The 23,314-nt window shown below is 60.6% G+C and carries 23 protein-coding genes; 12 read left to right on the plus strand and 11 right to left on the minus strand.

Annotation, left to right across the window (positions count from 1 at the left end; genetic code table 11):
- Positions 1 to 14 precede the first annotated feature (14 nt).
- Positions 15 to 1,496 (minus strand): vanadium-dependent haloperoxidase, encoded by a 1,482-nt coding sequence (locus tag PO778_RS07240; protein WP_271439082.1) that lies wholly within the window; start codon positions 1,494 to 1,496, stop codon positions 15 to 17.
- Positions 1,497 to 1,653: 157 nt separating this feature from the next.
- On the opposite strand from PO778_RS07240, the gene PO778_RS07245 reads away from it, so the two are divergent.
- The gene (locus tag PO778_RS07245) at positions 1,654 to 2,097 is read left to right on the plus strand and encodes a hypothetical protein (protein WP_160730256.1); all 444 of its coding nucleotides are present in this window, start codon (positions 1,654 to 1,656) and stop codon (positions 2,095 to 2,097) included.
- Here the strand turns inward: PO778_RS07245 and folP are convergent.
- From folP to PO778_RS07270, 5 genes are all read right to left on the minus strand, one after another.
- The gene (gene folP, locus PO778_RS07250; protein ID WP_271439083.1) at positions 2,066 to 3,181 is read right to left on the minus strand and encodes a dihydropteroate synthase; all 1,116 of its coding nucleotides are present in this window, start codon (positions 3,179 to 3,181) and stop codon (positions 2,066 to 2,068) included. The genes PO778_RS07245 and folP overlap by 32 nt on opposite strands.
- Before the next feature lie 181 nt (positions 3,182 to 3,362).
- Positions 3,363 to 4,505 carry a site-specific DNA-methyltransferase gene (locus tag PO778_RS07255; RefSeq protein ID WP_271439084.1) on the minus strand — a complete coding sequence of 381 codons (1,143 nt, stop codon included), beginning with the start codon at positions 4,503 to 4,505 and terminating at the stop codon, positions 3,363 to 3,365.
- A 199-nt stretch (positions 4,506 to 4,704) separates the two neighbouring features.
- Positions 4,705 to 5,631 carry a calcium/sodium antiporter gene (locus tag PO778_RS07260; protein WP_271439085.1) on the minus strand — a complete coding sequence of 309 codons (927 nt, stop codon included), beginning with the start codon at positions 5,629 to 5,631 and terminating at the stop codon, positions 4,705 to 4,707.
- Positions 5,628 to 6,809: a Na+/H+ antiporter NhaA gene (nhaA, locus tag PO778_RS07265; RefSeq protein ID WP_438944389.1), complete on the minus strand. Its 1,182-nt coding sequence runs from the start codon at positions 6,807 to 6,809 to the stop codon at positions 5,628 to 5,630. The genes PO778_RS07260 and nhaA overlap by 4 nt, the downstream gene beginning before the upstream one ends.
- 133 nt (positions 6,810 to 6,942) lie before the next feature.
- Positions 6,943 to 7,116, minus strand: coding sequence for an HP1242/YdcH family protein (locus tag PO778_RS07270; RefSeq protein ID WP_160730260.1), 174 nt, complete (start codon positions 7,114 to 7,116; stop codon positions 6,943 to 6,945).
- Between the two features lie 99 nt (positions 7,117 to 7,215).
- Here PO778_RS07270 and PO778_RS07275 point away from each other — a divergent pair, with 99 nt between their 5' ends.
- Complete coding sequence (locus tag PO778_RS07275; RefSeq protein ID WP_271439087.1) at positions 7,216 to 8,115, plus strand: hydrogen peroxide-inducible genes activator; 900 nt, start codon at positions 7,216 to 7,218, stop codon at positions 8,113 to 8,115.
- Positions 8,116 to 8,130: 15 nt separating this feature from the next.
- Here PO778_RS07275 and rnhB read toward each other — a convergent pair whose 3' ends face one another.
- The gene (gene rnhB, locus PO778_RS07280; protein ID WP_271439088.1) at positions 8,131 to 8,766 is read right to left on the minus strand and encodes a ribonuclease HII; all 636 of its coding nucleotides are present in this window, start codon (positions 8,764 to 8,766) and stop codon (positions 8,131 to 8,133) included.
- On the opposite strand from rnhB, the gene PO778_RS07285 reads away from it, so the two are divergent.
- The 7 genes from PO778_RS07285 to PO778_RS07315 all read left to right on the plus strand — a co-directional run bounded on the left by PO778_RS07285 (position 8,765) and on the right by PO778_RS07315 (position 15,647).
- A complete protein-coding gene (locus tag PO778_RS07285; protein WP_271439089.1) occupies positions 8,765 to 9,949 on the plus strand; it encodes a PQQ-dependent sugar dehydrogenase in 1,185 nt (394 codons plus the stop codon). The two genes, rnhB and PO778_RS07285, sit on opposite strands and share 2 nt — an antisense overlap.
- A gap of 80 nt (positions 9,950 to 10,029) precedes the next feature.
- A complete protein-coding gene (locus PO778_RS07290) occupies positions 10,030 to 10,566 on the plus strand; it encodes a GNAT family N-acetyltransferase (protein WP_271439090.1) in 537 nt (178 codons plus the stop codon).
- A gap of 66 nt (positions 10,567 to 10,632) precedes the next feature.
- Positions 10,633 to 11,181 (plus strand): DUF1285 domain-containing protein, encoded by a 549-nt coding sequence (locus PO778_RS07295; protein WP_160730265.1) that lies wholly within the window; start codon positions 10,633 to 10,635, stop codon positions 11,179 to 11,181.
- The gene (locus PO778_RS07300) at positions 11,178 to 11,783 is read left to right on the plus strand and encodes a CoA pyrophosphatase (protein ID WP_271439091.1); all 606 of its coding nucleotides are present in this window, start codon (positions 11,178 to 11,180) and stop codon (positions 11,781 to 11,783) included. Before PO778_RS07295 ends, PO778_RS07300 begins: the two co-directional genes overlap by 4 nt.
- A gap of 7 nt (positions 11,784 to 11,790) precedes the next feature.
- Positions 11,791 to 12,981: a CCA tRNA nucleotidyltransferase gene (locus PO778_RS07305; RefSeq protein ID WP_271439092.1), complete on the plus strand. Its 1,191-nt coding sequence runs from the start codon at positions 11,791 to 11,793 to the stop codon at positions 12,979 to 12,981.
- A gap of 251 nt (positions 12,982 to 13,232) precedes the next feature.
- Positions 13,233 to 14,840, plus strand: a complete 1,608-nt coding sequence (locus PO778_RS07310) for a DEAD/DEAH box helicase (RefSeq protein WP_271439093.1) — start codon at positions 13,233 to 13,235, stop codon at positions 14,838 to 14,840.
- Positions 14,841 to 15,140: 300 nt separating this feature from the next.
- Positions 15,141 to 15,647, plus strand: coding sequence for a hypothetical protein (locus PO778_RS07315; protein WP_160730269.1), 507 nt, complete (start codon positions 15,141 to 15,143; stop codon positions 15,645 to 15,647).
- Positions 15,648 to 15,721: 74 nt separating this feature from the next.
- On the opposite strand, the gene parC is transcribed toward PO778_RS07315, so the two are convergent.
- Entirely contained in the window at positions 15,722 to 18,037 is a 2,316-nt protein-coding gene (gene parC / locus PO778_RS07320; RefSeq protein ID WP_271439094.1) for a DNA topoisomerase IV subunit A, read from the minus strand.
- Positions 18,038 to 18,135: 98 nt separating this feature from the next.
- Between parC and PO778_RS07325 the strand changes: the two genes are divergently transcribed.
- The 3 genes from PO778_RS07325 to PO778_RS07335 all read left to right on the plus strand — a co-directional run bounded on the left by PO778_RS07325 (position 18,136) and on the right by PO778_RS07335 (position 20,894).
- Entirely contained in the window at positions 18,136 to 18,675 is a 540-nt protein-coding gene (locus PO778_RS07325) for a type 1 glutamine amidotransferase domain-containing protein (RefSeq protein ID WP_271439095.1), read from the plus strand.
- A gap of 129 nt (positions 18,676 to 18,804) precedes the next feature.
- Positions 18,805 to 19,728 (plus strand): DUF4349 domain-containing protein, encoded by a 924-nt coding sequence (locus PO778_RS07330; protein WP_271439096.1) that lies wholly within the window; start codon positions 18,805 to 18,807, stop codon positions 19,726 to 19,728.
- A 167-nt stretch (positions 19,729 to 19,895) separates the two neighbouring features.
- A complete protein-coding gene (locus PO778_RS07335; RefSeq protein WP_271439097.1) occupies positions 19,896 to 20,894 on the plus strand; it encodes a DUF4349 domain-containing protein in 999 nt (332 codons plus the stop codon).
- Here the strand turns inward: PO778_RS07335 and PO778_RS07340 are convergent.
- The 3 genes from PO778_RS07340 to PO778_RS07350 are packed head-to-tail and all read right to left on the minus strand — an operon-like array spanning position 20,891 to position 23,294.
- Positions 20,891 to 21,223 (minus strand): 2Fe-2S iron-sulfur cluster-binding protein, encoded by a 333-nt coding sequence (locus tag PO778_RS07340; RefSeq protein WP_271439098.1) that lies wholly within the window; start codon positions 21,221 to 21,223, stop codon positions 20,891 to 20,893. The genes PO778_RS07335 and PO778_RS07340 overlap by 4 nt on opposite strands.
- Positions 21,223 to 22,308: a cysteine desulfurase family protein gene (locus PO778_RS07345; RefSeq protein WP_271439360.1), complete on the minus strand. Its 1,086-nt coding sequence runs from the start codon at positions 22,306 to 22,308 to the stop codon at positions 21,223 to 21,225. The genes PO778_RS07340 and PO778_RS07345 overlap by 1 nt, the downstream gene beginning before the upstream one ends.
- Positions 22,305 to 23,294 (minus strand): cysteine desulfurase family protein, encoded by a 990-nt coding sequence (locus PO778_RS07350; protein WP_438944383.1) that lies wholly within the window; start codon positions 23,292 to 23,294, stop codon positions 22,305 to 22,307. Before PO778_RS07350 ends, PO778_RS07345 begins: the two co-directional genes overlap by 4 nt.
- Positions 23,295 to 23,314: the final 20 nt, after the last annotated feature.

The raw sequence follows: 23,314 nt of genomic DNA on the forward strand, positions 1-23,314 counted from the left end.
GCGGACGTCGCCCCCTATCCGAACAAATCCTGCGCCCGCTCGTGCACCAGCTTGCCGACGCTGCGGCCCATTTTCAGACCTTCAATATTATCCGACTGGATGTGATAGCCGCCATAGATGCGCGAAATTCCCGCCATTTCCGCCGTCTCGGTAAATGTCGGTAGATAGAGGCGCACATCTTCGCCCAGCGCATCGGGTTCCGTGATTTCGCCAGGGTGGCGGATCAGTTCCGCCCCGAATGCATCATCCCCCGTGAACAAGCGCAGTCCTTCCGCGCACGCGGCGCTGACAGTGCTGTGCCCCGAAACGTAACTGGGAAATGGCGGGCTGACGAACACGTATGGCGAGTAGGGATACCATTCGGAACCCTTCAGCTCGATGGTGCCCTTGCCAGGTCCGCCCCACCCCTTGATCATCCGCTCGCCGTAGTAATGCCGCACGAGAGTCCATGGACGCGAGGTGTCCCAATATCGCTTCGAATCCCATGAAGCGATAAACGCATCGTGCGCTGTCTGACCGATCTGGAAGAACATCTTCACGTCGGCATCGAGGTCATTTCCGTCACGGCGCGAAATATCCTGAGCAAAACGCAGCCAATGCCCAGATTGGCCGGTGGAAGACGGCCCGTCGCGCATGAACTCGACCAACCCCTTCTGCTCGTCGGAGAGGCCCGCATTGAATGCGATAATTTCGTCCACCTCGGCGCGGAGTTTTTCAGACCCAACTCTTGGCGGCTCCGGCGCGCGGAACTGATCGCACGAACTCAGGGCAAACGCTTTAACCCGGTACCAGTGCGGGGTGAGAAAGCCCGGCGCAAAGGTGCTCCCGTCGTCACGACGAAACGTGATCGGTTGCCAGCGATCCGGGTGGTATACCCGGTCAGGCGGATTGGCCGGCGAATATTGGGTGTAGTCCGAATAGGGGGTGCCAGCCGATCCCGCTTCGTCGCCCAGCTGGTTCGCGCCGTCACGGTGGCATTCGCTGGCCATTGTTTCAGCTACCAACGTGCCAATTCCGGCCGCGTTGCTGCGTCCGGGAACCGCCAGTTCAGGCCGGTAGCCGAAGCCGCGAAGCGCCGCGTGAACAGTGGCGACATTTTCCGGGTAAAGATCGATCAAAGCGCCGGCTGCGGCATAGCTGATCGCTTCGCGTTTGTTCGCATCGGTCCGGTTTGCCTGTGGCTGACGCAATGAGGCCCCAAACAGGACACCGCGTGCCTTGCCGTCATACGCCGCCCACGCTTCGTACATTGCACCCGTGACGATGGCCATTGCCCGCGCAAGTACGGTTGGCCGCGCTTCGTTGCGCCTGACGTCCTCTGCCGCGATGTTCTGGAGGATATCGACCCAGTGATACGCCAGAGACTGGGCCTGCCCGCCCACCGATTTGCCGGTGTGCTGGATCCGCACTTCTCCTGCGCGAAGCGGCGCCGAGAAGCTAGCACCGCCCAACAGGCCGAGTACCGAACCGGATTTCAAAAAGTTTCGTCTCTGCATGGTTCCCCCTTGCTGCTGGCGTAAATGCAGAAGCCGTTTTTGCAAAGCCCCACAACCTCGATGGCGGTGATTTTTGCCGACCCCACATAGTGCGAATTGTTAGGATGTTTCGCTGTATGGAAACTGTGACGAAGCCAATTTTTGCCCGGGATGCGACATGACAGACAGCAAGTTTCAACAGGTATGCGACAGCCTTTCCAAGGTTGTCGATGGGGACCAGTTCGAAAGGTATCGCTGGGGCCGTGATGAAGCACCCAAACTGAAGCGACTTGCCGAGTTGACCCGCGAAGCATTTTCAGGCCGCGAGGACTTCGAATTGACCGAAGAAGGTGCGACCAGCGAGCTGAAACGTTACGTCATCAAGGTGCACGGCAAGCGCACCATCGCGGTCGCTTTGACCTATGAAGCAGGCAAGGCGGTTATCCGGACTGAATCCGTAAACCGCAGTGCCTATGCCGCTGCTCCCGGCGATCCGATCGCCATCGACTATGAAAACGTCGACGAGGAATGGATCGCAAAGGCGATGCAGGCCGCGTTCAGCCGCATCCGCCAGGCCGGCGGCGCGCATTCTAGCCCGCAGGAAGCTCAGCAAAGTCAGTAAGCGCCGCATCGCGCAAACCGCGCCACACATTGCGCGCCTGAACGACCGGCGCGGCGTCATGGACACGGTGCAACTGCACGCCTGCATTCATCCCTGCAATCGATAGCGCGATGCTGCCGCCCAGCCGGTCCTCGGCAGGTGCCTCGTTCGACAACGCGCCAATCATCCGTTTGCGGCTTGCACCTAGCAGCAATGGCTGACCCAGTGCATGAAACAGCGGCAGCGCGTTGATCAGAGAAAGGTTCTCCGACAGCGTCTTGCCGAAACCGATGCCCGGATCGAGGATTATGTTGCCCCGTTCCAGCCCGGCTTCCAACGCGCGGTCACGTGCAGCCTTCAGCCAATCGAACACATCGAACACCACGTTTGAATAATCGCCATTGGCGTGCAGGTCTTCGCCTTCACCGGGTGCATGCATCAGCACCACCGGACATTGCCGTGCCGCACACAGTTCAAGGCTGCGCGGATCGTGCCGCAATGCCGATACGTCGTTGATGATGTGCGCACCCGCATCCAGCGCCGCCTCCATCACTGCCGGTCGCCGCGTATCGACACTGATTGCGGCGCCCATTCCGGCACAATATTCGACTGCGGGAAGCACCCGTTTCAGTTCGTCGCCTTCCCATGTGGCGGGTGCGCCAGGACGCGTGCTTTCCCCGCCGATATCGACCAGCGCCGCACCAGCTTCCAGCATGGCAGAGGCGTGCGCCCTGCCTGCTGCGGGATCATCGAGGAATTCGCCGCCATCGCTGAAACTGTCAGGCGTGACGTTGAGGATGCCCATGATCTGCGGCTGGTCCAGCGGCACGGTTCGCTCGCCCAGTTTCAGCGGGGCGTGTGCTGTTGTCAGCCCGGCCCATTGCTCGCCCGCATCCGCAGCAACGCCATCTGGCAGGTCGCCAAGAATTTCCTCCACCGTTTCGGGCGATCCGAGCGAGCGCTCGATCACCTGACCGCTGCGCGTCACGATCACGGCAAAGCGGTGCGCGTAGACCATCCCGCCTGCCAGACGGATCGCATCGCCATGCTCCGCCTGCGGGCTGAGCGTGAGGCCAATCGGGCGAATGTATACCTTGTCTGTCATGCCGCGACCCTAAGCTGAAATCCTACAGGATGGAACACATGGAACACAGTCCTGAAACTGGAATCATCGGAGCAATTTGCACGGCACAAAGTCATGAAGCGAGGCTAGCGTGGCACCGGACCTGTAGGACAGGATCAATGCTCTCCACTGCCGCGTCAAACCGCCGACAACTCAGCCGATATCAATCCTCAACCGCGAGCAGATAGGTCTGCCGGACGGCGTCGATCGGTTCGACCTTGTCACCGATTTCCATGTGCCAGAATGTCCAGCCGTTACAGCTTGGAGCGCCCTGCAATTCCTTGCCGAGCCCATGAATCGATCCGGTCTGCTTTTCGTAAACCAGCGATCCGTCAGCGCGGACTTTCGCGACCCAGCGGCGTTTCTTGTCGAACACCTCGGTGCCCGGTTTGATATAGCCGTTCTCGACCAGGGCGCCGAACGCCACCTTGGGCGCATTGCGCTTGCTCTGCATGGTTTGCAGCGCGCTTTCGTCCAGCGGCAATTCCTTCTCGATCCGTTTCAGCGCGGCCTGCGTATAATTGCTTTCCCGCTCGCAGCCGATCCATTCGCGGCCTAGCCTTTTCGCGACTGCACCGGTCGTACCGGTACCGAAAAACGGGTCGAGAACCACGTCGCCCTTTTCCGTTGTTGCAAGCATCACGCGGTAAAGCAGCGCCTCAGGCTTTTGTGTCGGGTGCACTTTCGTGCCGCCTTCCTTCAGCCGTTCCTGGCCGCCGCAAATGGGCAGCACCCAGTCGCTGCGCATCTGCAGTTCGTCATTCAGTGTTTTCATGGCGCGGTAATTGAAGTGGTATTTCGCTTTCTCACCCTGCGAACACCACAGCAGCGTTTCATGCGCATTGGTGAAACGCGTGCCTTTGAAATTGGGCATCGGGTTGCTTTTGCGCCAGACGATGTCGTTGAGAATCCAGAAGCCCAAATCCTGCAGGATCGCGCCGACGCGGTAGATGTTATGGTAACTGCCGATAACCCACAGCGCGCCATCGGGTTTCAGGATACGCTTTGCCTCGGTCAGCCATTCACGAGTAAAATCATCATAAATCTTGAAGCTATCGAACTGGTCCCAATGATCGGTGACCGCGTCGACCTGGCTGCCATCGGGGCGGTTCAGATCGCCGCCCAGCTGAAGGTTATATGGCGGATCAGCAAAGACGAGATCGATGCTGGCATCGGGGATGGAGCGCATGGCCTCCACACAGTCGCCCGACAGGATTTGCCCCAGCGGCAAATCCGGTTTCGATACTTCTGCTTTGGCGCGTTTCGTTTTGGCCGCGCGCATCCGTGTGGTCTCGATGACCCCCATCTTGTCTTTTCCCTTCCTGAGTTATCCACAGGGTGAGTCCAAGCAGACTCCACGTCAAGGAAAGAGTTTTGGGGGCCTATGGTTAACAGCCCGCTAACCAAGAAAGAACGAAAAGAGTCCCCCACAAGATGTTGAGACTCATGGCATTTGGCAGACTCGACATGATGGGGTGTTGCGCGAAAGACTCGGCTGGCCGAATTTATGCAAGGATCAGGACAATGTTGGCGATGAATGCGGCAAGCAAGACCGCGCCGAGCACGCGGCCGATCCGGTCGGCAAACCAGCACAACAGCAAAACCATCAGCGCAGTCGCAGCCACCATCGGCAGTTCGATATCCACCAGCTCGGCCGGAATGGCGACTGGGGAGATGGCCATCGTCGCCCCGCCAATCAGCAGGATATTGTAGATGTTCGATCCGACCACATTGCCCAGTGCCAGGCCCGATTTCCCGCGCAGCGCGGCAGCGACAGAGGCGGCCAGTTCCGGCAGCGAAGTGCCGATCGCGACCACGGTCAGACCGATAACCGTTTCGCTGAGGCCGGCAAAGCGCGCCACGTCCACAGCGCCGTCGACCAGATATTTACCCCCGGCTATCAGCGCGGCAACGCCGATCGCGAACAGCACGACTGATTTCCACAAGGCGGGAATTTCATCCTCGTCTTCATGCTCGTCTTCGTCGGCCGGACGCGGGTGGCGGTATCTCCACACGATATAGATCGTCAGCAGCGCGAGCAGCGCGGCGCCCAGCCATGGTGATGCGAAACCGCCCAATGCGAGCAGCCACAACATAACCGATGCGCTGAACGCGACGACGGCGTCGCGTCTGCCGGTACCGGTCAGGATGATCGGCGCGACCAGCGCGGCCGCGCCCAAAATCAGCAGGGTATTGGCCAGGTTCGACCCGGCAATATTGCCCCAGGCGATTTCGGGCGAGCCGATCAGGGCCGCCTGAACACTGGCGACCATTTCCGGCATGGAAGTCGCCGCACCGACAATTACCAGTCCCGTGACAAGGTTTGAAATCCCCATCCGCCGGGCAAGGCCAACGGCCCCGCGAACCAGCAGCTCGCCGCCCAGCCCCAGTCCGACCAGGCCAGCAAGGATCAGCAATATTGCAGTTGTCATGTAGTCGCCTTGGATGCGGAGCGCAGGATTGCGATGCCGGCCACTGCAGAAACAAGCGATCCCGACAACACACCAAGTTTGACCGCGGCGATTTGTTCCGGCGATGCAAAGGCAAGGTTCCCGATAAACAGGCTCATGGTGAAGCCGATACCTGCTATCAGCGACAGCCCCCAGATCTGCGCCCAGCTAATGCCCTGCGGCAGGTTGGCGATGCCCAGCCTGGTGGCGATCCACGCAAAGCCGACGATGCCCAGTTGCTTACCGACGATCAGGCCCAGCGCGATGCCCAGCGGCAGCGGCGCGATCAGGGCGGCCATTTCCACATCGAGCAAGCCGACACCGGCGTTGGCGAAAGCGAAGATCGGCACGACCAGGAATGCAACCCACGGGTGCAGACCATGCTCCATATGCTCAAGCATCTTTTCACCGCCCCGGCTGGTTACCGGGATCGTCATCGCCAGCGCCACACCCGCCAGCGTTGCATGGACGCCGGATTTCAGCACGAAATACCATAGGGCGACGCCCAGCAGAATGTAAGGCAGGCGTGATCCGACACGTGCGCGCCCGATCAGCAGCAGCAGCGCGAATACAATCGCGGCGGCAATCAGCATCCCGGTTTCAACGCCGGGGGTATAAAACAGCGCGATAATCACGATCGCCCCGATGTCATCGATGACAGCAATCGCCAGCAACAGCGCTTTGAGCGCGACCGGCACACGCTTGCCCAGCAGCGCAAGGATGCCCAAGGCAAAGGCGATGTCAGTGGCAGCAGGGATCGCCCAGCCCGCCATGTTCTCGCTCTGACCCCAGTTGATCGATGTGAACACCAGCGCTGGCAGGACCATTCCGCCCAGCGCAGCGAACAGCGGCAGGGAAGACTGTTTCCAGCTTGATAACTGTCCGGTCAGAACCTCGCGCTTCACCTCGAGCCCGACGAGCAGGAAAAACAGCGCCATAAGACCATCGTTGATCCATAAGAGGGCAGATTTCTCGACTCCCCCACCGCCTATCGTGACTGCAACCGGCGTCTGGAGAAGGCCCGCATACCATCCGGCAAGGCCGCTATTGGCCACGATCAGTGCAGCAGCAGCCGCAATCATCAGCACGATCCCGCCCGCGCTTTCTTCCTTCATGAAGTCGCGCAGATATTTTGCGGATGCCTCGACGGCGGTGGTTATGGCCACGATGTTTGCCCTTAAAAAAGCGGCGCCGCGGGGAAATGCCGCGGACGCCGCTGTGGTTCATTCTGTTTAGGTGACGGCGCCGGGGTCACAGGAGGGGGGTTGGTTCCCCGGCGCCGCCGATGCGAGGTCACTGGACCGCGGGTTCTCCACGTGCCTGGACCTGTGCAATACGGTCTTTCAATTGCAGACGAATACGCTTGAGTATCTTCACTTCCTCTTGCTTGCCTGCCGCCTTGCTGGTGTCGATCAAACGATCGATCCGGCGGTGCCGCAAACGCAATTTCTTGAGGTAGCCATTCATCTCACTCTCCTGAATTTGCCCTGTTGGCCACTATATCGCATCGCCGGTTTGATAATTCCAATTGTTAGTTATCGCTCTTTTTGATAGAAAATATCTATCATGCCTTCACTCCGCCAACTGGAATATCTGATCGCTATCGAAGACGCGGCCCATTTCGGGCGGGCTGCGGCAGAGATGAATGTCACCCAGCCGACGCTCAGCCAGCAGGTGAAGGAAATGGAACTGCGCCTCGGATCGAAACTGATCGATCGAGGCCGCCCGGTTCGCCTGACCCCGATCGGGCGCGAAATTGCCAGCCGCGCCCGCCGTGTGCTGCGCGATATCGGTGAAATCCGCGCGATTGCGCAGCGCGGGAAAGACGGCATGGCCGGTACTATCCGGCTGGGCGTTTCACCGACAATCGGCCCCTATCTGATGCCGCGCGCAGTGGTCCGGCTGCACCGCGATTTCCCCAGCCTCAGGCTCTATATCCGCGAAGGGATCCCGGCAGACCATTTTGCCGATCTGCGCAATGGCCGCCTCGACATGATGCTCGCCCCCTTGCCGGTAATCGGCAGAGATATGCACGTGCAGCCATTGTTTGACGAACCCCTGCAAATGGTCGGCGCGCCCGATCATCGCTTGTTCGCCAAACGCAATTTGCAGCCCGGCGATTTTGCCGGCGAGCCTGTCCTCAGCCTCGACCGGCGGCACCCTTCGCATGGTCAAACCGAACAGATTTGCGAGGAAATGGGCGCCGACCTTCTGCGCGATTACGAAGGGACCAGCCTGGACAGTCTGCGCCAGATGGCCGGGTCAGGTTTGGGCCTGGCGCTGCTGCCGGAACTGTATCTGCGCGCAGAAACCGGCGGTGAAGACATGGTCCGCCGCTTCGAAATCGATGACTGGGCGCCCAAACGCTCGATCGCGGCCGTCTGGCGCGAAGGCGCAGCGTTCGCCAGCAGCTTCGCCGTGATCGCTGAAATCGCCGCCTCAGAAGCTCGCGAGATTCTCGCCTGAGCCGCTGCAGGCAGCCTATATCAGGCTGAGCTGCGCAACCGGCGCGAAGCTTCTGCGATGATGCGGCGTCGGGCCGTGTTCGCGCAGCGCGGCCATGTGGTCTTTCGTTCCGTAGCCCTTGTTCCGTTCCCAGCCATATTGCGGATACTCAGCCGCCGCATGCAGCATCATCCGGTCACGCCATTCCTTGGCGACGATCGAGGCTGCGGATATCGCAGGTTCTAGCGCGTCACCGCCGACAATCGGCCGCCCTTTGCCCCATGCGGCCTCGTCCCATTCGCCGCAGCGCCCGCACGGCGACATATTTCCGTCGATCAGCACAGCCGCAGGGGCGCCGTCGAGAACCGAGCATAGCCGGTTCACCGCCAGCGTCATGGCGAGCATTGTCGCGCCGAGGATATTAAGCTCGTCGATCTGCTTCACATCCACGATGCCGACCGCCCATGCGCATGTGCCCCGGATCGTTTCATCCAGCACCGCGCGCCGTTTCGCAGTCAGCTTCTTGGAATCGTCGAGCCCGGCAGGGCAAGGGTTGCGCAGAACCACGGCACCGGCCACAACCGGCCCCGCCAAGGGGCCGCGTCCGGCCTCGTCCACCCCGATGGTGAAGCCTTCGGCACCAAATTGCCGGTCAGGAGTTGCAGCTAACATGACTATCTCGAAAAACGCCCTTCTCGCCCTCGCCCTATCACCCGCTGCCATCGCGCTATCAAGCTGCGAGGCCAATGGATCGGTGGAAACCGCCACTGAGACACAGGCTGTCGCCGGGGCCAAGGAAGCAGGCACCTTCGGACCGTTCAGCGTGACGGAACACGGTACTTTCAATGAGCCTTGGGCCGCTGCGTTCGAACCGACAACCGGCAATCTGTTCATCACTGAAAAGTCGGGCCAGATTAAGTTCTTCCAACCTGAAAACGGCAAGGTCGGCACGGTGTCGGGCGTACCGGCGGTCGATTACGGAGGACAGGGCGGATTGGGCGACATCGCCTTTGCGCCCGATTACGATCAGAGCGGGATGATCTATCTGAGCTGGGCAGAGGCTGGCGACGGCGATACACGCGGCGCCGTGGTTGGCCGCGGCAAGCTTGCCTGCGGCGGCGCGAGCGCCTGCTCGATCAACGATCTCGAAATAATCTGGCGCCAGGCACCCAAAGTCACCGGACGCGGACATTATTCGCACCGGATCGCGTTTTCGCCTGACGGGCAGCATCTGTATATCGCCTCGGGCGACAGGCAGAAAATGCAGCCCGCGCAGGATACCTCCAACACGCTGGGCACTATCGTCAGGCTCAACCTCGACGGGACGCCGGCCGCGGGAAATCCGATGGCTGACAAGGGCGGAAAGACCAGCGAGATATGGTCCTATGGTCACCGCAACATCCTGGGCATGGACTTCGATGCGCAGGGCCGCCTTTGGGAAACCGAGCACGGCCCGGCTGGCGGCGATGAATTCAATCTTGTGAAAGCGGGTTCCAATTACGGTTGGCCGGTGGTGTCAGACGGTAACCATTATGACGGCGAAAAAATCCCGAACAATTCGACCCGCCCGGACCTAGCCGGATCGGCAATCACCTGGACGCCAGTTATCGCGCCGGGGGATATGGTGTTCTATAAAGGCAACCTGTTCAGCGATTGGCAGGGCGATGCCCTGATCGCGGGTCTTAAAACCAACGCCATCATCCACGTCAAAGTGGATGGTGATACGGCACGGGAAGCTGCGCGATACGAATTCGAAAACCGCCTTCGCACCATTGATACCGGATCTGACGGCGCGCTGTGGGTGCTTGAAGACGGCGAAGGCGGACGATTGCTGCGTCTCACCCCGCAAAACTGATGGGCGAGAGCTGAACCTTACCCGCTGCTAGCTGAAATTGATCGACAGGGCGCGAAGTGCGTCCTATCGGCGCGCGCATCGTGGCAACCATAGTCCCCCTTTCCAATGTCGATGCCGACCTGATCGAGCAACTGCTCGACCGCGCTTTTGGCGAAGGGCGGCAGGCGCGCACAGCCTATCGTATCCGCGAAGGTACCGATTGGCTGGAGGCGCTGAGCTTTGCCGCGCTGGATGAAGACGATTACCTCGCCGGTACGATCCAGCTTTGGCCCGTCGCGCTGACGGACCCCGAAGGGCGCAACCATCCGCTGATCATGGTCGGCCCGGTGGCCGTACTGCCGGAAAAGCAGCAAGAAGGTTACGGCAAGGCCTTGATGCTGGCGGCTCTGGGCGCGCTGGCCCCGCAGTCACCGCTTCCGCAGGTGATGATCGGCGATCCTGAATATTACGGGCGTTTCTTCGGCTTCTCTGCTGCACCGACCGGCAAATGGCATTGCCCCGGCCCGTTCGAGCAATCGCGCCTGCTGGTCCGGTGCGAGAACCCGGCGATCCTTCCGGCGGAAGGTATGCTGGGGCCCTGGCCTTCCGATTTCAATCCAGAGGCCGGCACAGACTAACCCTGCCCGATGGCCTGATCTGGCCCCTTGGCGTTATGCTGCAAGTCTGGCATCGCAATCAGACCAATGCCTTACGAACCACCCCCCGAACTCGCCGGACTGACCCTGTCCGAAATTGCCCAACAGGTTGCCGCGCGCAAACTGCCGCCGGTCGAAAGCTGGAATCCTGCGCAGGAAACCGACAGCCTGATGCGGATCGCGGCCGATGGTCAATGGTATCACGATGGCGGATTGATCCGGCGCCACGCGATGGTGCGGGCCTTTTCCGGTTTACTGGTGCGCGATGAAGACGGCCAGCACTGGCTGGTTACGCCGTTCGAGAAAGCGCGGATCGAGGTCGAGGACGCGGCGCTGATCGCAGTCGACGTCAGTCAGCGCGGCGACGGGCTGGCATTCCGCCTGAACACCGATGATCTGGTGGTTGCCGGACCGGAAAACCGCCTGGTGGCACGCGGCGACGAAGAAACCCCGTCGATATATTTGCAGGTGCGCCGCGGGCTGGAGGCAAAGCTGAACCGCAGCACGTATCAGCAACTGGCCGAAATCGCGCTGGCGGCAGGCGATGACTGGACCGTATCCAGCCTTGGTGAAACTTTCACGCTTCTGCCTGCATGAGCGCGCTGTTCGACCGGCTTTCAGCCCTGTTCGAACTGGGCCACCGCGAGCCGATCCCCGATCTGCTGAGCGATGAACGCTTCGCCGTGGCAGAACGAACCGCGAAAGCGGCGGTGCTGATCGCGGTGACCGACCGGGCAGAACCGGGAGTAATCCTGACCCAGCGGCCAACCACCATGCGTGACCATCCCGGGCAGGTCGCTTTCCCCGGCGGGAAGCTGGACAGCGGCGAAGGTCCGGTTGAAGCCGCCTTGAGAGAGGCGCATGAGGAATTGGCCCTGCACCCCCAGCACGTGCAGCTGATCGGCACCAGCGACCGGTACCAGACGGGAACCGGGTTCGACATTACCCCGGTGCTTGGCGTGGTCCCGCCCGACCTTCCGCTGACCGCGCACCCGCGCGAGGTGGAGGCATGGTTCGAAGTCCCGCTGCGCGTGGTATTCGAACGCAGCAACTGGACGGAGAACGAGGTGTTCTGGCGCGGCCGGACACGGCGCTATCTGGAAATGGACTGGCAAGGCTTCCGCATCTGGGGCGTGACAGCCGCTATCATCGCCAATTTGTCGCGGCGGATTGAAATAGAGGCACTTCTCGGTGAATAGGGGCGCGATGGCCGAAACCAAACTCGAAGCAGACTGGCTGCACCGTGAAGACCTGGCGATGCTGGTCGATGCCCTTGGGGCAGAGGATATGCGCTGGGTCGGCGGATCGGTACGCGACACGCTGCTGGGTATCGAAGTGGCCGATATCGATGCCGCTACCATGCATGAACCGCAGGAAGTCATTCGGCGCCTGAAAGAGGCTGGCATACGGAGCGTGCCCACAGGCCTTGATCATGGCACCATTACCGCGCTGATGCCCGGTGGGCCGGTAGAGATTACCACCTTGCGAAAGGATGTCTCGACTGACGGCCGCCGTGCGACCGTCGCCTTCGCTAGCAATTGGCGCGACGATGCCGCCAGACGAGACTTCACAATCAATGCGCTGTACGCGCATCCCGTGACCGGGCTAGTCACGGATTATTTCGGCGGGCTGGAAGACCTGGCAGCGCGCCGCGTTCGCTTTATCGGCAACGCTCATGAAAGAATTCGCGAGGATCACCTGCGTATTCTCCGCTATTTCCGGTTTCAGGCGCGGTTTGGCTCTCAGCTAGATGAAATTGCCGAGCAGGCGTGCAGCGAACTTGCCGAAACCCTCAAAGGGCTGAGCCGGGAACGGGTGGCGAAGGAATTGCTGCTACTGCTGGGTCTGCCTGATCCGCACTCGACCGTTGCCAGAATGCGCAAACTCGGTGTGATGCAGGTGGTCATGCCTGAGAGCGGGGCACACGAACTCGACGTTCTTGAGCGGCTGATCGCACGTGAGAAGGCAGAGCGAGTGAAGCCTGACGGACTGCGCCGGCTGGCCGCAATGGTGCCTACGGTTCCGCCAGTCGCGGAAACCATCGCCTCGCGGCTGAGATTGTCCCGCGCACAGCGGGAACGGCTGGTTTCTGTTTCAAAACGCATGGCAGACGATGCCGAAAACGCCCGCGCCCTCGCTTATCGCAAAGGTATGGAGATTGCGGTCGACCGCGTCTTGCTTGTCGGCGGATCGATCGAAAAATTGCGCGGCTGGGAGGTCCCAACCTTCCCCCTCAAAGGCGGGGAGATCGTTCAGCGAGGGGTCAGTGCCGGGCCTGAGGTCGCGCGCATTTTGCAGGGCATTCAGAACATATGGGTGGCAGAAGGCTTCCCCGACCGGGTGCGCGTACTCTCCCTTCTGGACGAAGAGCTTGAGCGGCGCGAACAGGCCAGTTGACGTAATTTGATTGCTTATTGCAGCGCCCCACCCTACATGGCGCTCAACGTCCGGCGCGGGATTTGTCCTGCGAAATCGGCTGCGAGCGTGAACTTCCCCTTACAAACAAGGGTTTAGTCCCGCATCCGGTGCACGGAATTTGCGTTGATCGCATTGCTTCCCTTTTCACGCTTGGGTCGCCGTAAGGACCCCTTGGCGCCCGGAATCCCTCTTTTGTTGGGCTTCCGACCGGCGCCCAATGAAAGTATTTTATGTCTTATTTTGAAAAACTCGGCCTCGCCGAACCCATTCTTCGCGCCCTCAATACCAAAGGCTATACAGAGCCGACACCAATTCAGCGCGAATCCATTCCGGCGCTGCTCGACGGCCGCGATCTGCTGGGCATCGCCCAGACCGGCACCGGCAAGACCGCCGCATTCTCGCTGCCTTCGCTTCACCGCTTGGCCGCAAATCCGAAAGGCCGCATTCCAGCTGGCTGCCGGATGCTGATCCTGTCGCCTACCCGCGAACTGGCCGCGCAGATTGCCGAGAACATGCGCGAGTATGCGCGCTTTCTCGACCTGTCGGTTCAGTGCATTTTCGGCGGCGTCCCTGCCCGTCAACAAGCCCGCAAGTTGGTCCCCGGCTGCGACGTACTGGTCGCCACTCCGGGCCGCCTGCTCGACCTGATCGAACAGCGCGCGCTAAGCCTGCAGCATGTCGAAATCTTCGTCCTCGACGAAGCCGACCAGATGATGGATCTGGGCTTTATCAAGCCGTTGACCCGCATCGCCAACATGCTGCCGCAGGAACGCCAGAGCCTGTTCTTCTCCGCCACCATGCCGCAAACGATCGCCGATCTGGGCAAGCGCTTCATCCGCAACCCAGTGCGCGTGGAGGTTGCCCCGCAATCGACCACCGCTGAACGTGTCGACCAGTTCGTGACGTTTATCGACCAGCGCGAAAAGCAGGCCTTGCTCACGCTGACCCTGCGCAAGGGCCTGGCCAATGGCGAGATCGAAAGCGCGCTTGTCTTCACGCGTACGAAACACGGCGCCGACCGCGTCGTCCGCCATCTCGTGGCAGCTGGCATCAACGCTGCTGCCATTCACGGTAACAAGTCGCAAGCGCAGCGCACCCGCGCGCTGGACGGTTTCCGCCGTGGCAGCATTCCCGTGCTGGTTGCGACCGACATTGCCGCACGCGGCATCGATGTTCCGGGCGTCAGCGCGGTGTTCAATTTCGAGATTCCGAACGTGTCAGAACAATATGTTCATCGCATCGGCCGCACCGCGCGTGCCGGACGCAGCGGCATCGCGATCGCCTATGTCGCACCGGATGAAAAACCGTACATTCGCGATATCGAGAAACTGACCGGTCAGCGTCTTACACCGGCCAATCTGCCCGACGATTTCGTCGATCAGGCAAAAGGCCTGCCTGCCCCAGCCCGCAAGGGCACCGGTGCAGAGCGTAGCGATGACGACCGCAGCGCACGTTTCCGCAAGGGCGGTAACGCCGGAAGAGGCGGCGCTGGCGGAAATCGCCGTGATCGCCCGGCCAAGGCCAATGGTGCCGGTGGCCGCGACCGCAAATGGCGCGATGCAGAGGGCCGCTCCCCCGATCAGGGCGAGTACCGGAGCCGCGAAGACCGGGATCGCCGCAACCGCGGCGGCGGACACGATTCGACCGGCAACGGATCGGGCGAAAACTTCGCCCGCCCCAAAAATGTCAGTCACAAGAAAGGCCCGGTCACCAAACCCGTGATCGAGGCAAAACGTACAAATGACAGCAAACCGGCGGCGAAAAAACCGCACCGCAAGGGTGGCAGGCCGCAGGGCGCAGCCAGCGGGAACCGTCCGGTACGCCGCCACCAATCATGATCCAAACGCGCTGAGATCAGTGCTTGAGGCCAGCTTCAGGCCAGCTTCAGGCCAGCTTCAGGATTGTTTCGATATAAACCGGGTGTTGCGTTCTTCTCCATGATTTGGAAAAGAGCGCGACGTCCAGAAATCTGCGGGCTGAAATCTGCGGGGACGAACATAAGCCCATGCTGGCCGCTCCGCTATATTGTGCGGAGCAGGTTTCAGCGCACGGGCATTTCCTGAGCGATCGCTTGTTGCGCCGGTTTCCGGCTGTGCTGTGGCGACTGGTCGCCTGAACGACGAACTTGGAGCGTATTGATGAAATTCATGAAACTGGCCACCCTCTCCGCAATCGCGGCAGCCAGCCTTTCCACCTCTGCCTTCGCCGCACCTGCGGTTGGCGATACAATCACCGGCCCAGAAGGCGGCACCGTTGGCACGGTTGAAGCTGTGGCTGACGGCATGGTCACCTTCAACACCGGCAAGCACAACGTGACGTTGCCGACTGAATCCTTCGGTGAAGGCGATACCGGCCCGACGATCACTGTCACCAAAACCTATCTTGATGACGCGATGGACGCAGAAATCGTCAAGGCAGCAGCAGCACGCGATGCTCTGCTCGTCGAAGGCGCAGCCGTTCTGAGCGCGAACCAGCAGCCGCTGGGCGTGGTCGAAAGCGTTGACGGTGACACTGTAGTCGTCGCCCATGCCGATGGCCCGGTCAGCCTTCTGCGCGAGCACTTCGTTGCACGCGAAGCCAATCTGATGGCGCTTTTCACCAATGAACAGATCAAGACGACGATCGCTGCCAACTCGGCAAGCTAAGTCGCAGCCCTTGAAGGGTCGCAAAGAAGGGCCGGTGCGTATCAGCGCACCGGCCCTTTTCTTTATACCGCGTATCAGGTGAAACGATTGTCGCGCGGGAAACCTTGCGGCGGCATGCGGCCAGCTGCCCCGCGGGCCACCTTCCACTGCCATATTTCATTCTCGGTGCGGGTCCGGTCGCCCTTGCCGCCCATCGCCCAGCTAAGCCCCTCCTCCAGCTTGAAGGTCGTGGCATCGGACAGGCCGCCATCGCGGTAACGCTGCAGCATTACGCCCTGCCCGCGGCCCAGGACCGGCAATTCCTCGAGGCTGAACACCACGAGCTTGCGGTTGTCGCCGACCACCGCAATGTGATCGTGATCCTTGTCTATCTCGCGCAGGACCTGGAATTTGGCATCGCCCTTCAGATTGACGACCTGCCTGCCCTTCTTTGTTTCGGCCAGCATTTCGTCCATCTCTGCCGCGAAACCCTTGCCGTTCGACGCAGCGAGCAACAACTGCCCCTTGGGCCGGTACACAATCACCCCGATAATCTGCGATGCGGAATCGATATCCAGCGTGTTGCGGATCGGTTCGCCGAACCCGCGAGCACCGGGCAGCTTGTCGCCGCCAAGCGTGAAGAAACGGCCATTATCGGCAGCAATCAGCAGTTTGTCGGTGGTTTGCGCGTGCAGCGCGAAGGCCGGGCCGTCGCCTTCCTTGTATTTGAAATCGCCCATGCCGTCTTCCGAGGCAGCCAGATCGACATGCCCCTTGGCCCCGCGGATCCAGCCCTTCTGCGACAGAACAACCGTGATCGGTTCCTTCTCGATCATCGCATCCATGCTGAATTCGACGGTCGGCGCAGCTTCCGCAATGGTTGTCCGGCGGCGGCCAATCGCCGTGTCTTCGGCATATTCCTTGCGCAGTGATTTCAGATCGCGTTTGAGGCGGGTGCGTTGCCGTGCGGGTGAGCCGAGCAACGTTTCCAGTTCCTCCCGCTCTTTCAGCAAGTCATCGCGTTCACCGCGCAGTTGCATTTCTTCCAGCTTGCGCAGCGAACGGAGACGCATGTTCAGAATTGCCTCGGCCTGTCTGTCGGTGAGGCTGAATTCCTTGATCATCACCGCTTTCGGCTCGTCCTCGTAGCGGATAATCTCGATCACCCGGTCGAGGTTGAGGAACGCCACCAGATAACCTTCGACCAGTTCCAGCCGGGCGGCGATCTTTTCCAGCCGGTGGCGGCTGCGGCGCTGCAGGATGTCGATCTGGCTGGTGACCCAATTGCCCAGCAATTCCTTCAGCCCCATCACCATCGGCGTGCGCGAAGCGTCGAGCACGTTGAGGTTCAGGCCAAACCGGGTTTCAAGATCGGTCAGCTTGTACAACGATTCCTTGAGCAGTTCCGGATCGACATTGCGGTTCTTCGGCACCAGCACGAGACGGATCTTCTCGTCACTTTCATCGCGGATATCCTCCAAGATGGGCAGCTTCTTGTCGGCAATCAGCTGCGCGATCTGCTCGATCAGCTTGCCCTTTTGTACCTGATAAGGAATTTCGCTGATGACCAGCTGATATTGGCCCCCGCCCAATCGCTCGATCCCTGCCTCGCGGTCTTCGGCCTTCTCCGCCTCTACCGCGTGGAACCGGCCGCGAATACGGAACGACCCGCGCCCGGTTTCATATGCCTTGGAAATAATTTCCGGACTGTCGACGATCAATCCGCCGGTCGGCAGGTCGGGCCCGTGGAACAGCTCCATCAGGCGCGGGTGTTCGACGTGGGGGTTGTCGATCAGTTCCAGCGTCGCATCGATGATTTCTGCCACATTGTGGCTGGGAATGTTTGTCGCCATGCCCACCGCAATACCGCTGGCACCATTTGCCAGCAGATTGGGGAACAGGCCGGGCATAAGCTCCGGCTCTTCCTCTTCACCATTATAGGTCGGGATGAAATCGACCGTGCCTTCGTCCAGCCCCTGCATCAGCAGCATGGCGGTGCGCGTCAGCCGCGCTTCGGTGTAACGATAGGCAGCTGCGTTATCGCCGTCGATATTCCCGAAATTGCCCTGCCCTTCGACCAGCGGATAGCGGAGCGAAAAATCCTGGGCCAGGCGGACCATCGCATCATACGCCGCAGTATCGCCGTGCGGGTGGTATTTGCCGATCACTTCGCCGACGACTCGGGCGGATTTCTTGAACGTGTTTGACGGGTCCAGCTTGAGCTGGCGCATGGTCCACAAAAGGCGCCGGTGAACAGGCTTCAGCCCGTCACGCAAATCAGGCAGCGAACGCGCCGTAATCGTGGACAGGGCATAGACCAGATACCGTTCCGACAGCGCGGAATCGAAAGGTGCATCGACGATCGCGTCGAACGGATCCGGTTCGGTATTTTCAATGTCGGTAGTCGCCATACGTTTCGCCTTATCACCGGCACGGCTCGCAGGACAATCCGGAACGATTCACTGTCCCCGCCCGTTGATCAGGCAAAAGCAATTCAAGGAGTTATTTTATGACAAACGTACTGATCATGGCCACCAATGGGTTCGAACAAAGCGAACTGATGGGCCCGATGAAGCGTCTGAACGATGCCGGCATCGACACCACGGTCGCAAGCATCGAAACGGGTGAGATCAAAGGCTGGAAAGACGGCAATTGGGGAGAAAGCGTCAAAGTCGATACGACTCTAGGAGACGTATCGGTCGACGATTTTGACGCGCTACTGCTGCCCGGCGGACAGATCAACCCGGATATTCTGCGGATGGAAGGCGATGCGATTGATATCGTGCGCAGCTTCAACATGCGCGGCAAACCAATTGCTGCAATCTGCCATGCGCCGTGGCTTCTGGTCGAGGCCGATATTGTGAAGGGCAAGACCGTCACGAGCTGGCCGTCGCTGCGGACCGATCTGACCAATGCAGGCGGCAAGGTCGTGGATCAGGAAGTGGCAGAAGATGGCAATCTGATCACGAGTCGCAACCCGGATGACATCCCTGCCTTCTCGGATGCCTTAATTGCCCAATTGAAAAATGCGATGGCCGAAGCAGCCTAAAAACGCAGATAATCAACAGCTTGAAAGGCCCTGCCGCGTGATCGCGGTGGGGCTTTTTGCATTTTGGCCTTGACCGATCGGCCTCGCGAGCCTCAATTGTGGCTAAATTATGGCGAGAAGGAGGCTGAAATGAGGCAGAATATGAAACGTGCGATGTTGGCTGGTTTTGCGATCCCGCTGCTAGGGCTGGCGGCCTGCGCTGAGGACCGGGGCGAAAGCACCGAAGCAGCTGCGGATATCGCGCAAAGCTATGAGGCGGACTCCGCAGCTGACGAGGTGGCGACTGAGGCCGGCTACTCAGCCGGGAGCGGGCCATCCGCATCCTCAGCCATTCCGGATCTCGGCAGTGTTGCGATCAATTTGCCCGAGCTGGCTTATACTTATGACTTCGCGTGGCGGATGCCGGGTGAGGACATCGGCAAGCTTCAGCGGCGCCACGCCGATCTCTGCGATCAACAGGGGCCGGCAAGCTGCCAGATTTTGGGCATGCGCAAGAACGGCGAGGTCGGAGATGAGGTGACCGGCGAATTGCAACTGGCTGTAGCCACCCGCCATGCGCGGGCGTTCGGCGCGTTGCTTCAAAAGGAAGCTGGCGAAAGCGGCGCAGAACAGATCTCCGCGAATATCGCGGCCGAAGAACTTTCCAAGGCCATCGTCGACACCGAAGCTCGGCTGGAGGCGCGAACCGCCTTGCGTGACCGGCTCCAGAACGTCCTGCGCACACGCAAAGGGACGGTCCGCGAACTGGTGGAGGCAGAGCGCGGCGTCGCGCAGGTTAATGAGGAAATCGATCAGGCACGCAGCTGGCTGAAGGAGATGCGCGGGCGGGTTGCCTATAGCCGGGTCAATATCCGCTATGAAACCGGAGCTGTCGCCCGCAACGACTTCCTCTCCCCGATCCAGGCTGCGCTCGGATCGCTCGGATCGATCTTCGGGTTCCTGATTGCGGCGCTGATCATGCTCGCCGCAGTGCTGGTTCCAGTCGGCGGCCTGGTGCTTGGCGGCAGGGCAATCAAGCGCAGGTTCGGCATCCGCCAGACTGCTGACGCCTAAGAAAGACAAGACTAACCGATAAGCTTGATGGGGCGGCTGCTTTCACTGCGAGAGCAGCCGCCCCTTCTGTTTCTCTCGCCTCCGCCCGAACACCACCTGCATGTATGATATGTTGTCACATCACGTAAACTGGGGTATGCCGTTACAGGAGAAACAGGGAGAGTGAGATGAATTACAAGGTGTTGGCAGCCAGCGGCGTCGCAGCAATCGGCCTGTTGGCGATTGTCGTGACCATGACCGAAAACTCGCAAAACGGAGATGGGGAGATCATCGAACGTCTGACGATTATGGACCCCCCTTCACCTTCGACGAGCTACGACTACGGCGAACCAGCCCAGTCGATTTCTGCGCCTGCTGCCATGATGATACCACCCTCAGAAGCGGCGATGCCCGAGATTCCGGCTCTCGAAAACGAAGGCACAGCGATCGCCGGACAGCCGCGGATTGCATACCGCTTTGGATATGGCTTCCGCCTGCCGGGAGATGCCGTGAAGCCACTACAGGACCGGCATGCGGATATGTGCGAAACACGCGGCCCAAATGTTTGCCGGATCATTTCGATGCAGCAAAGCGGAGAGGACGATGCCCCGCATCAAGGCAGCCTTCATCTTGCCGTTGCGGCCCCCATTGCTCGCTGTTTCGGCAAGGCAATAACCGGCGTGGCGCAAAATGCCGAAGGAGAGCTGGTATCTTCGTCAATCGATGGCGAAGATCTATCAAAGCAAATCGTCGACACCGAGGCACGCCTGCGCACCCGGATCGTACTGAGGGACAGGCTGATGGAAGTGCTGCGAAGCAGGCGCGGAACCGTCGCTGAACTGGTCGAGGCAGAACGCGGTGTGGCCAAGGTCAATGAAGAGATCGATCAGGCGCGAAGCTGGCTTGCCGAAATGACTGGCCGTGTCGATTTCAGCCAGATGCATATTACATATTCGTCAGGCGCGGTGATTGCGCGCGAATCCAGCTTCACCGATCCCGTAACCGATGCCTTGAGCGCGGCGGGACCGACTTTCGGCGGTATGATCGGCGCGCTGATCCGGCTGCTGACATTCCTGCTGCCGCTCTTGCTGCTGGGCTGGCTGGCCGTCAAAGGCTGGCGCGCGGCGGGCCGTCCTGGTTCCGGATTGCTGAAAGGCCCGGAATACAACGAAATGCCAGTTGGCTAAAGCCCGCTCATATCGCGGCTTTCGCTGGGAATTTTGACAGTCATCCCGTCCAGCTCGTCAGTCAGTGCAATCTGGCAGGAAAGGCGGCTGGTTCGGGTGACACCGTAAGCGAGGTCTAGCATGTCTTCCTCTTCCTCGCTTGCCTCGGGCAATTTCCCAAACCAATCGGGATCGACAATCACATGGCATGTTGAACAGGCCATTTGACCTTCGCAGGTGCCCTCTAGCGGCATTCCCGCCGCCTGCCCCGCTGTCAGCAGGGATGTACCCGCTTCGGCGCGGGCTTCGGTGATCGCGCCATCGGGCGCCTGAAAGCGAACACAAACCATCAGATACCTTGCGCCTCTGCTGCTTCGAGGATTGATCTGGCTCCTGCCTCAAGATCCTCCATGCTGGTATAACGGCCGAAACCCAGCCTGATAGAGCTTTTGGCCTGTTTGTCGCTCAGCCCGATCGCCTTGAGAACATGGCTGGGCCGTCCGGACCCGCTGGCGCAGGCAGACCCGGCGGAAAAACACACATTGCGTGCATCGGACATCAGCCGCGCAACATCGAGACCGTCTTTGCGGATGTTAAGATTGCCCTTCCACCGCGCATCGGCGCTGCCATTCAATTCCCAGCCTGCGAACATTTCCCGCGCCCGGTCCCATAGCGCCGCAATATGTTCCGCGTCCTGCGCCATGCGCTCGTTCGCCTCTTTCGCAGCGGCACCGAAACCGGCGCACAAAGCCGGACTGAGCGTGCCGGACCTGAGCCCGCCTTCCTGTCCGCCGCCGGTCTGCACTTCAGTCAGGTCAAGACCATCGCGGATCCACAGCGCACCAACGCCCTTGGGTCCGTGAAATTTGTGCGCGCTGATCGCGATCATGTCCGCGCCGGTGACCTCGATCTTGCCATAGGCTTGCACCGCGTCGCACAGGAACAGCGCGTTCGCCTCCTTCGCACGGCGGTGCCATTCGACAGTGGGCTGGATTACGCCGATCTCGTTATTGACCTGCATCACCGCGACCAGCCGGGTGTCCGCCGGCATATCCTGCTTGATACTGCACTGGCCGTCTTGCGCGACGTTCAGCTCGTGAAATTTGCCCAGCGACCGTGCGGTATCGCCCACTGCGGAATGCTCGATTGCGGAGAAGGAAACGCTGTCTTTTCCCTTTCCGCCTTTCGTGCCGCGAATGGCCAGATTGATCGCTTCGGTCGCGCCGCTGGTAAAAATGACCTTGCCGCCGGCCGGGAACAGCGCCGCAACCCTGTCCCGCGCCAGTTCGACAGCGGCGGCGGCAGCGCGCCCCATCCTGTGCGCCGAATGCGGATTGCCGAAGCCCTGCCCGTCAGGCCCGTCGAGCCAGCGCAGCATGGCATCGCGTGCTTCGGGGGCAAGCGGAGTGGTTGCCTGATAGTCGAGATAGATCACGTCAGACCTACCCATGCCTGTGCAAAGCGTTCCAGATCTTCTGCCGCTGTGTTCCAGCCAATGCTGACGCGGATCGTGCGCGATGCGGTTTCATCGTCCACTCCGAATGCGTCGAGAACCCGGCTTTTCTTGAGCGTGCCGGATGAACAGGCGCTGCCCGCCGACACGGCAAACCCCATCGCATCCAGGCGGATCAACTGCGCCTGCGCGCTCAGGCTCGGGTGGGCGATCGACTTGATGAACATTGTTGTCATGCCATCTGCATCAACGATCACACCGCCATGGTCGGTCACAATTTCAGTCAATTCTATGAACTTGTCGCCAACATCAATGAACGGTTCCGGGTCGTCTGGCGCCCATTGTTCGAGCGCCGCCGCCATACCCAATGCACCGGGCAGGTTTTCCGTCCCCTGACGGTATCCGCGCTCATGCCCGCCAATCGGATCGAGAAGCGCATAATCACGCACCAGCAATGCCCCGATCCCGATCGGCCCGCCGAATTTGTGAGCCGATATCACCGCCATGTCGCAATCAGGGAGCGCGTGCTTGCCCGCGCTTTGCGAACAATCGCACAGCAGCATGCCGCCGTGAGAGCGCACCTGCTGTGCCAATCCGGATATCGGCTGCATCACACCCGTTTCCGAATTCACGTGTTGAACGGCCACTATCGCGGAGCCATCCGCTTGCAGCAATCGATCCAACGCATTGCTGTCTACCAGTGGACCTTCCAGACCCAAGACTTCCGCACCGGGTGCCGCACGGAAAACCGCATCATGTTCCGCCGCGCTCACGATCTGGCGGTCAGCTTCCGCGCGCTGCAATCCGATAGAAAGCGCCTCGCTCGCACCGCTGGTGAAGATCACTTCGCCGTTCCAGCCGAGAGCATTCTTGACCCGTGCGCGGGCATCCTCCAGCGCCTGTTTCGCCTTGCGGCCCTCTGCGTGCGGGCTGCTGGGATTGGCCCATTTCCGGAACCCGTCCTGCATCGCGGCCAGTGCTTCGGGCC

This window comes from Pontixanthobacter luteolus (genome assembly GCF_947494915.1).
Classification (GTDB): Bacteria; Pseudomonadota; Alphaproteobacteria; order Sphingomonadales; family Sphingomonadaceae; genus Pontixanthobacter; species Pontixanthobacter luteolus.

Coding starts and splice junctions, on each gene's coding strand:
- PO778_RS07335 (WP_271439097.1), top strand. CDS start 19,896: ATGAATTACAAGGTGTTGGCAGCCAGCGGCGTCGCAGCAATCGGCCTG.
- PO778_RS07305 (WP_271439092.1), top strand. CDS start 11,791: ATGGCCGAAACCAAACTCGAAGCAGACTGGCTGCACCGTGAAGACCTG.
- PO778_RS07340 (WP_271439098.1), bottom strand. CDS start 21,223: ATGGTTTGTGTTCGCTTTCAGGCGCCCGATGGCGCGATCACCGAAGCC.
- parC (WP_271439094.1), bottom strand. CDS start 18,037: ATGGCGACTACCGACATTGAAAATACCGAACCGGATCCGTTCGACGCG.
- PO778_RS07310 (WP_271439093.1), top strand. CDS start 13,233: ATGTCTTATTTTGAAAAACTCGGCCTCGCCGAACCCATTCTTCGCGCC.
- PO778_RS07260 (WP_271439085.1), bottom strand. CDS start 5,631: ATGACAACTGCAATATTGCTGATCCTTGCTGGCCTGGTCGGACTGGGG.
- PO778_RS07315 (WP_160730269.1), top strand. CDS start 15,141: ATGAAATTCATGAAACTGGCCACCCTCTCCGCAATCGCGGCAGCCAGC.
- PO778_RS07255 (WP_271439084.1), bottom strand. CDS start 4,505: ATGGGGGTCATCGAGACCACACGGATGCGCGCGGCCAAAACGAAACGC.
- PO778_RS07300 (WP_271439091.1), top strand. CDS start 11,178: ATGAGCGCGCTGTTCGACCGGCTTTCAGCCCTGTTCGAACTGGGCCAC.
- folP (WP_271439083.1), bottom strand. CDS start 3,181: ATGACAGACAAGGTATACATTCGCCCGATTGGCCTCACGCTCAGCCCG.
- rnhB (WP_271439088.1), bottom strand. CDS start 8,766: ATGTTAGCTGCAACTCCTGACCGGCAATTTGGTGCCGAAGGCTTCACC.
- PO778_RS07245 (WP_160730256.1), top strand. CDS start 1,654: ATGACAGACAGCAAGTTTCAACAGGTATGCGACAGCCTTTCCAAGGTT.
- PO778_RS07325 (WP_271439095.1), top strand. CDS start 18,136: ATGACAAACGTACTGATCATGGCCACCAATGGGTTCGAACAAAGCGAA.
- PO778_RS07350 (WP_438944383.1), bottom strand. CDS start 23,294: ATGCAGGACGGGTTCCGGAAATGGGCCAATCCCAGCAGCCCGCACGCA.
- PO778_RS07285 (WP_271439089.1), top strand. CDS start 8,765: ATGACTATCTCGAAAAACGCCCTTCTCGCCCTCGCCCTATCACCCGCT.
- PO778_RS07270 (WP_160730260.1), bottom strand. CDS start 7,116: ATGAATGGCTACCTCAAGAAATTGCGTTTGCGGCACCGCCGGATCGAT.
- PO778_RS07330 (WP_271439096.1), top strand. CDS start 18,805: ATGAGGCAGAATATGAAACGTGCGATGTTGGCTGGTTTTGCGATCCCG.
- PO778_RS07240 (WP_271439082.1), bottom strand. CDS start 1,496: ATGCAGAGACGAAACTTTTTGAAATCCGGTTCGGTACTCGGCCTGTTG.
- PO778_RS07275 (WP_271439087.1), top strand. CDS start 7,216: ATGCCTTCACTCCGCCAACTGGAATATCTGATCGCTATCGAAGACGCG.
- PO778_RS07295 (WP_160730265.1), top strand. CDS start 10,633: ATGCCTTACGAACCACCCCCCGAACTCGCCGGACTGACCCTGTCCGAA.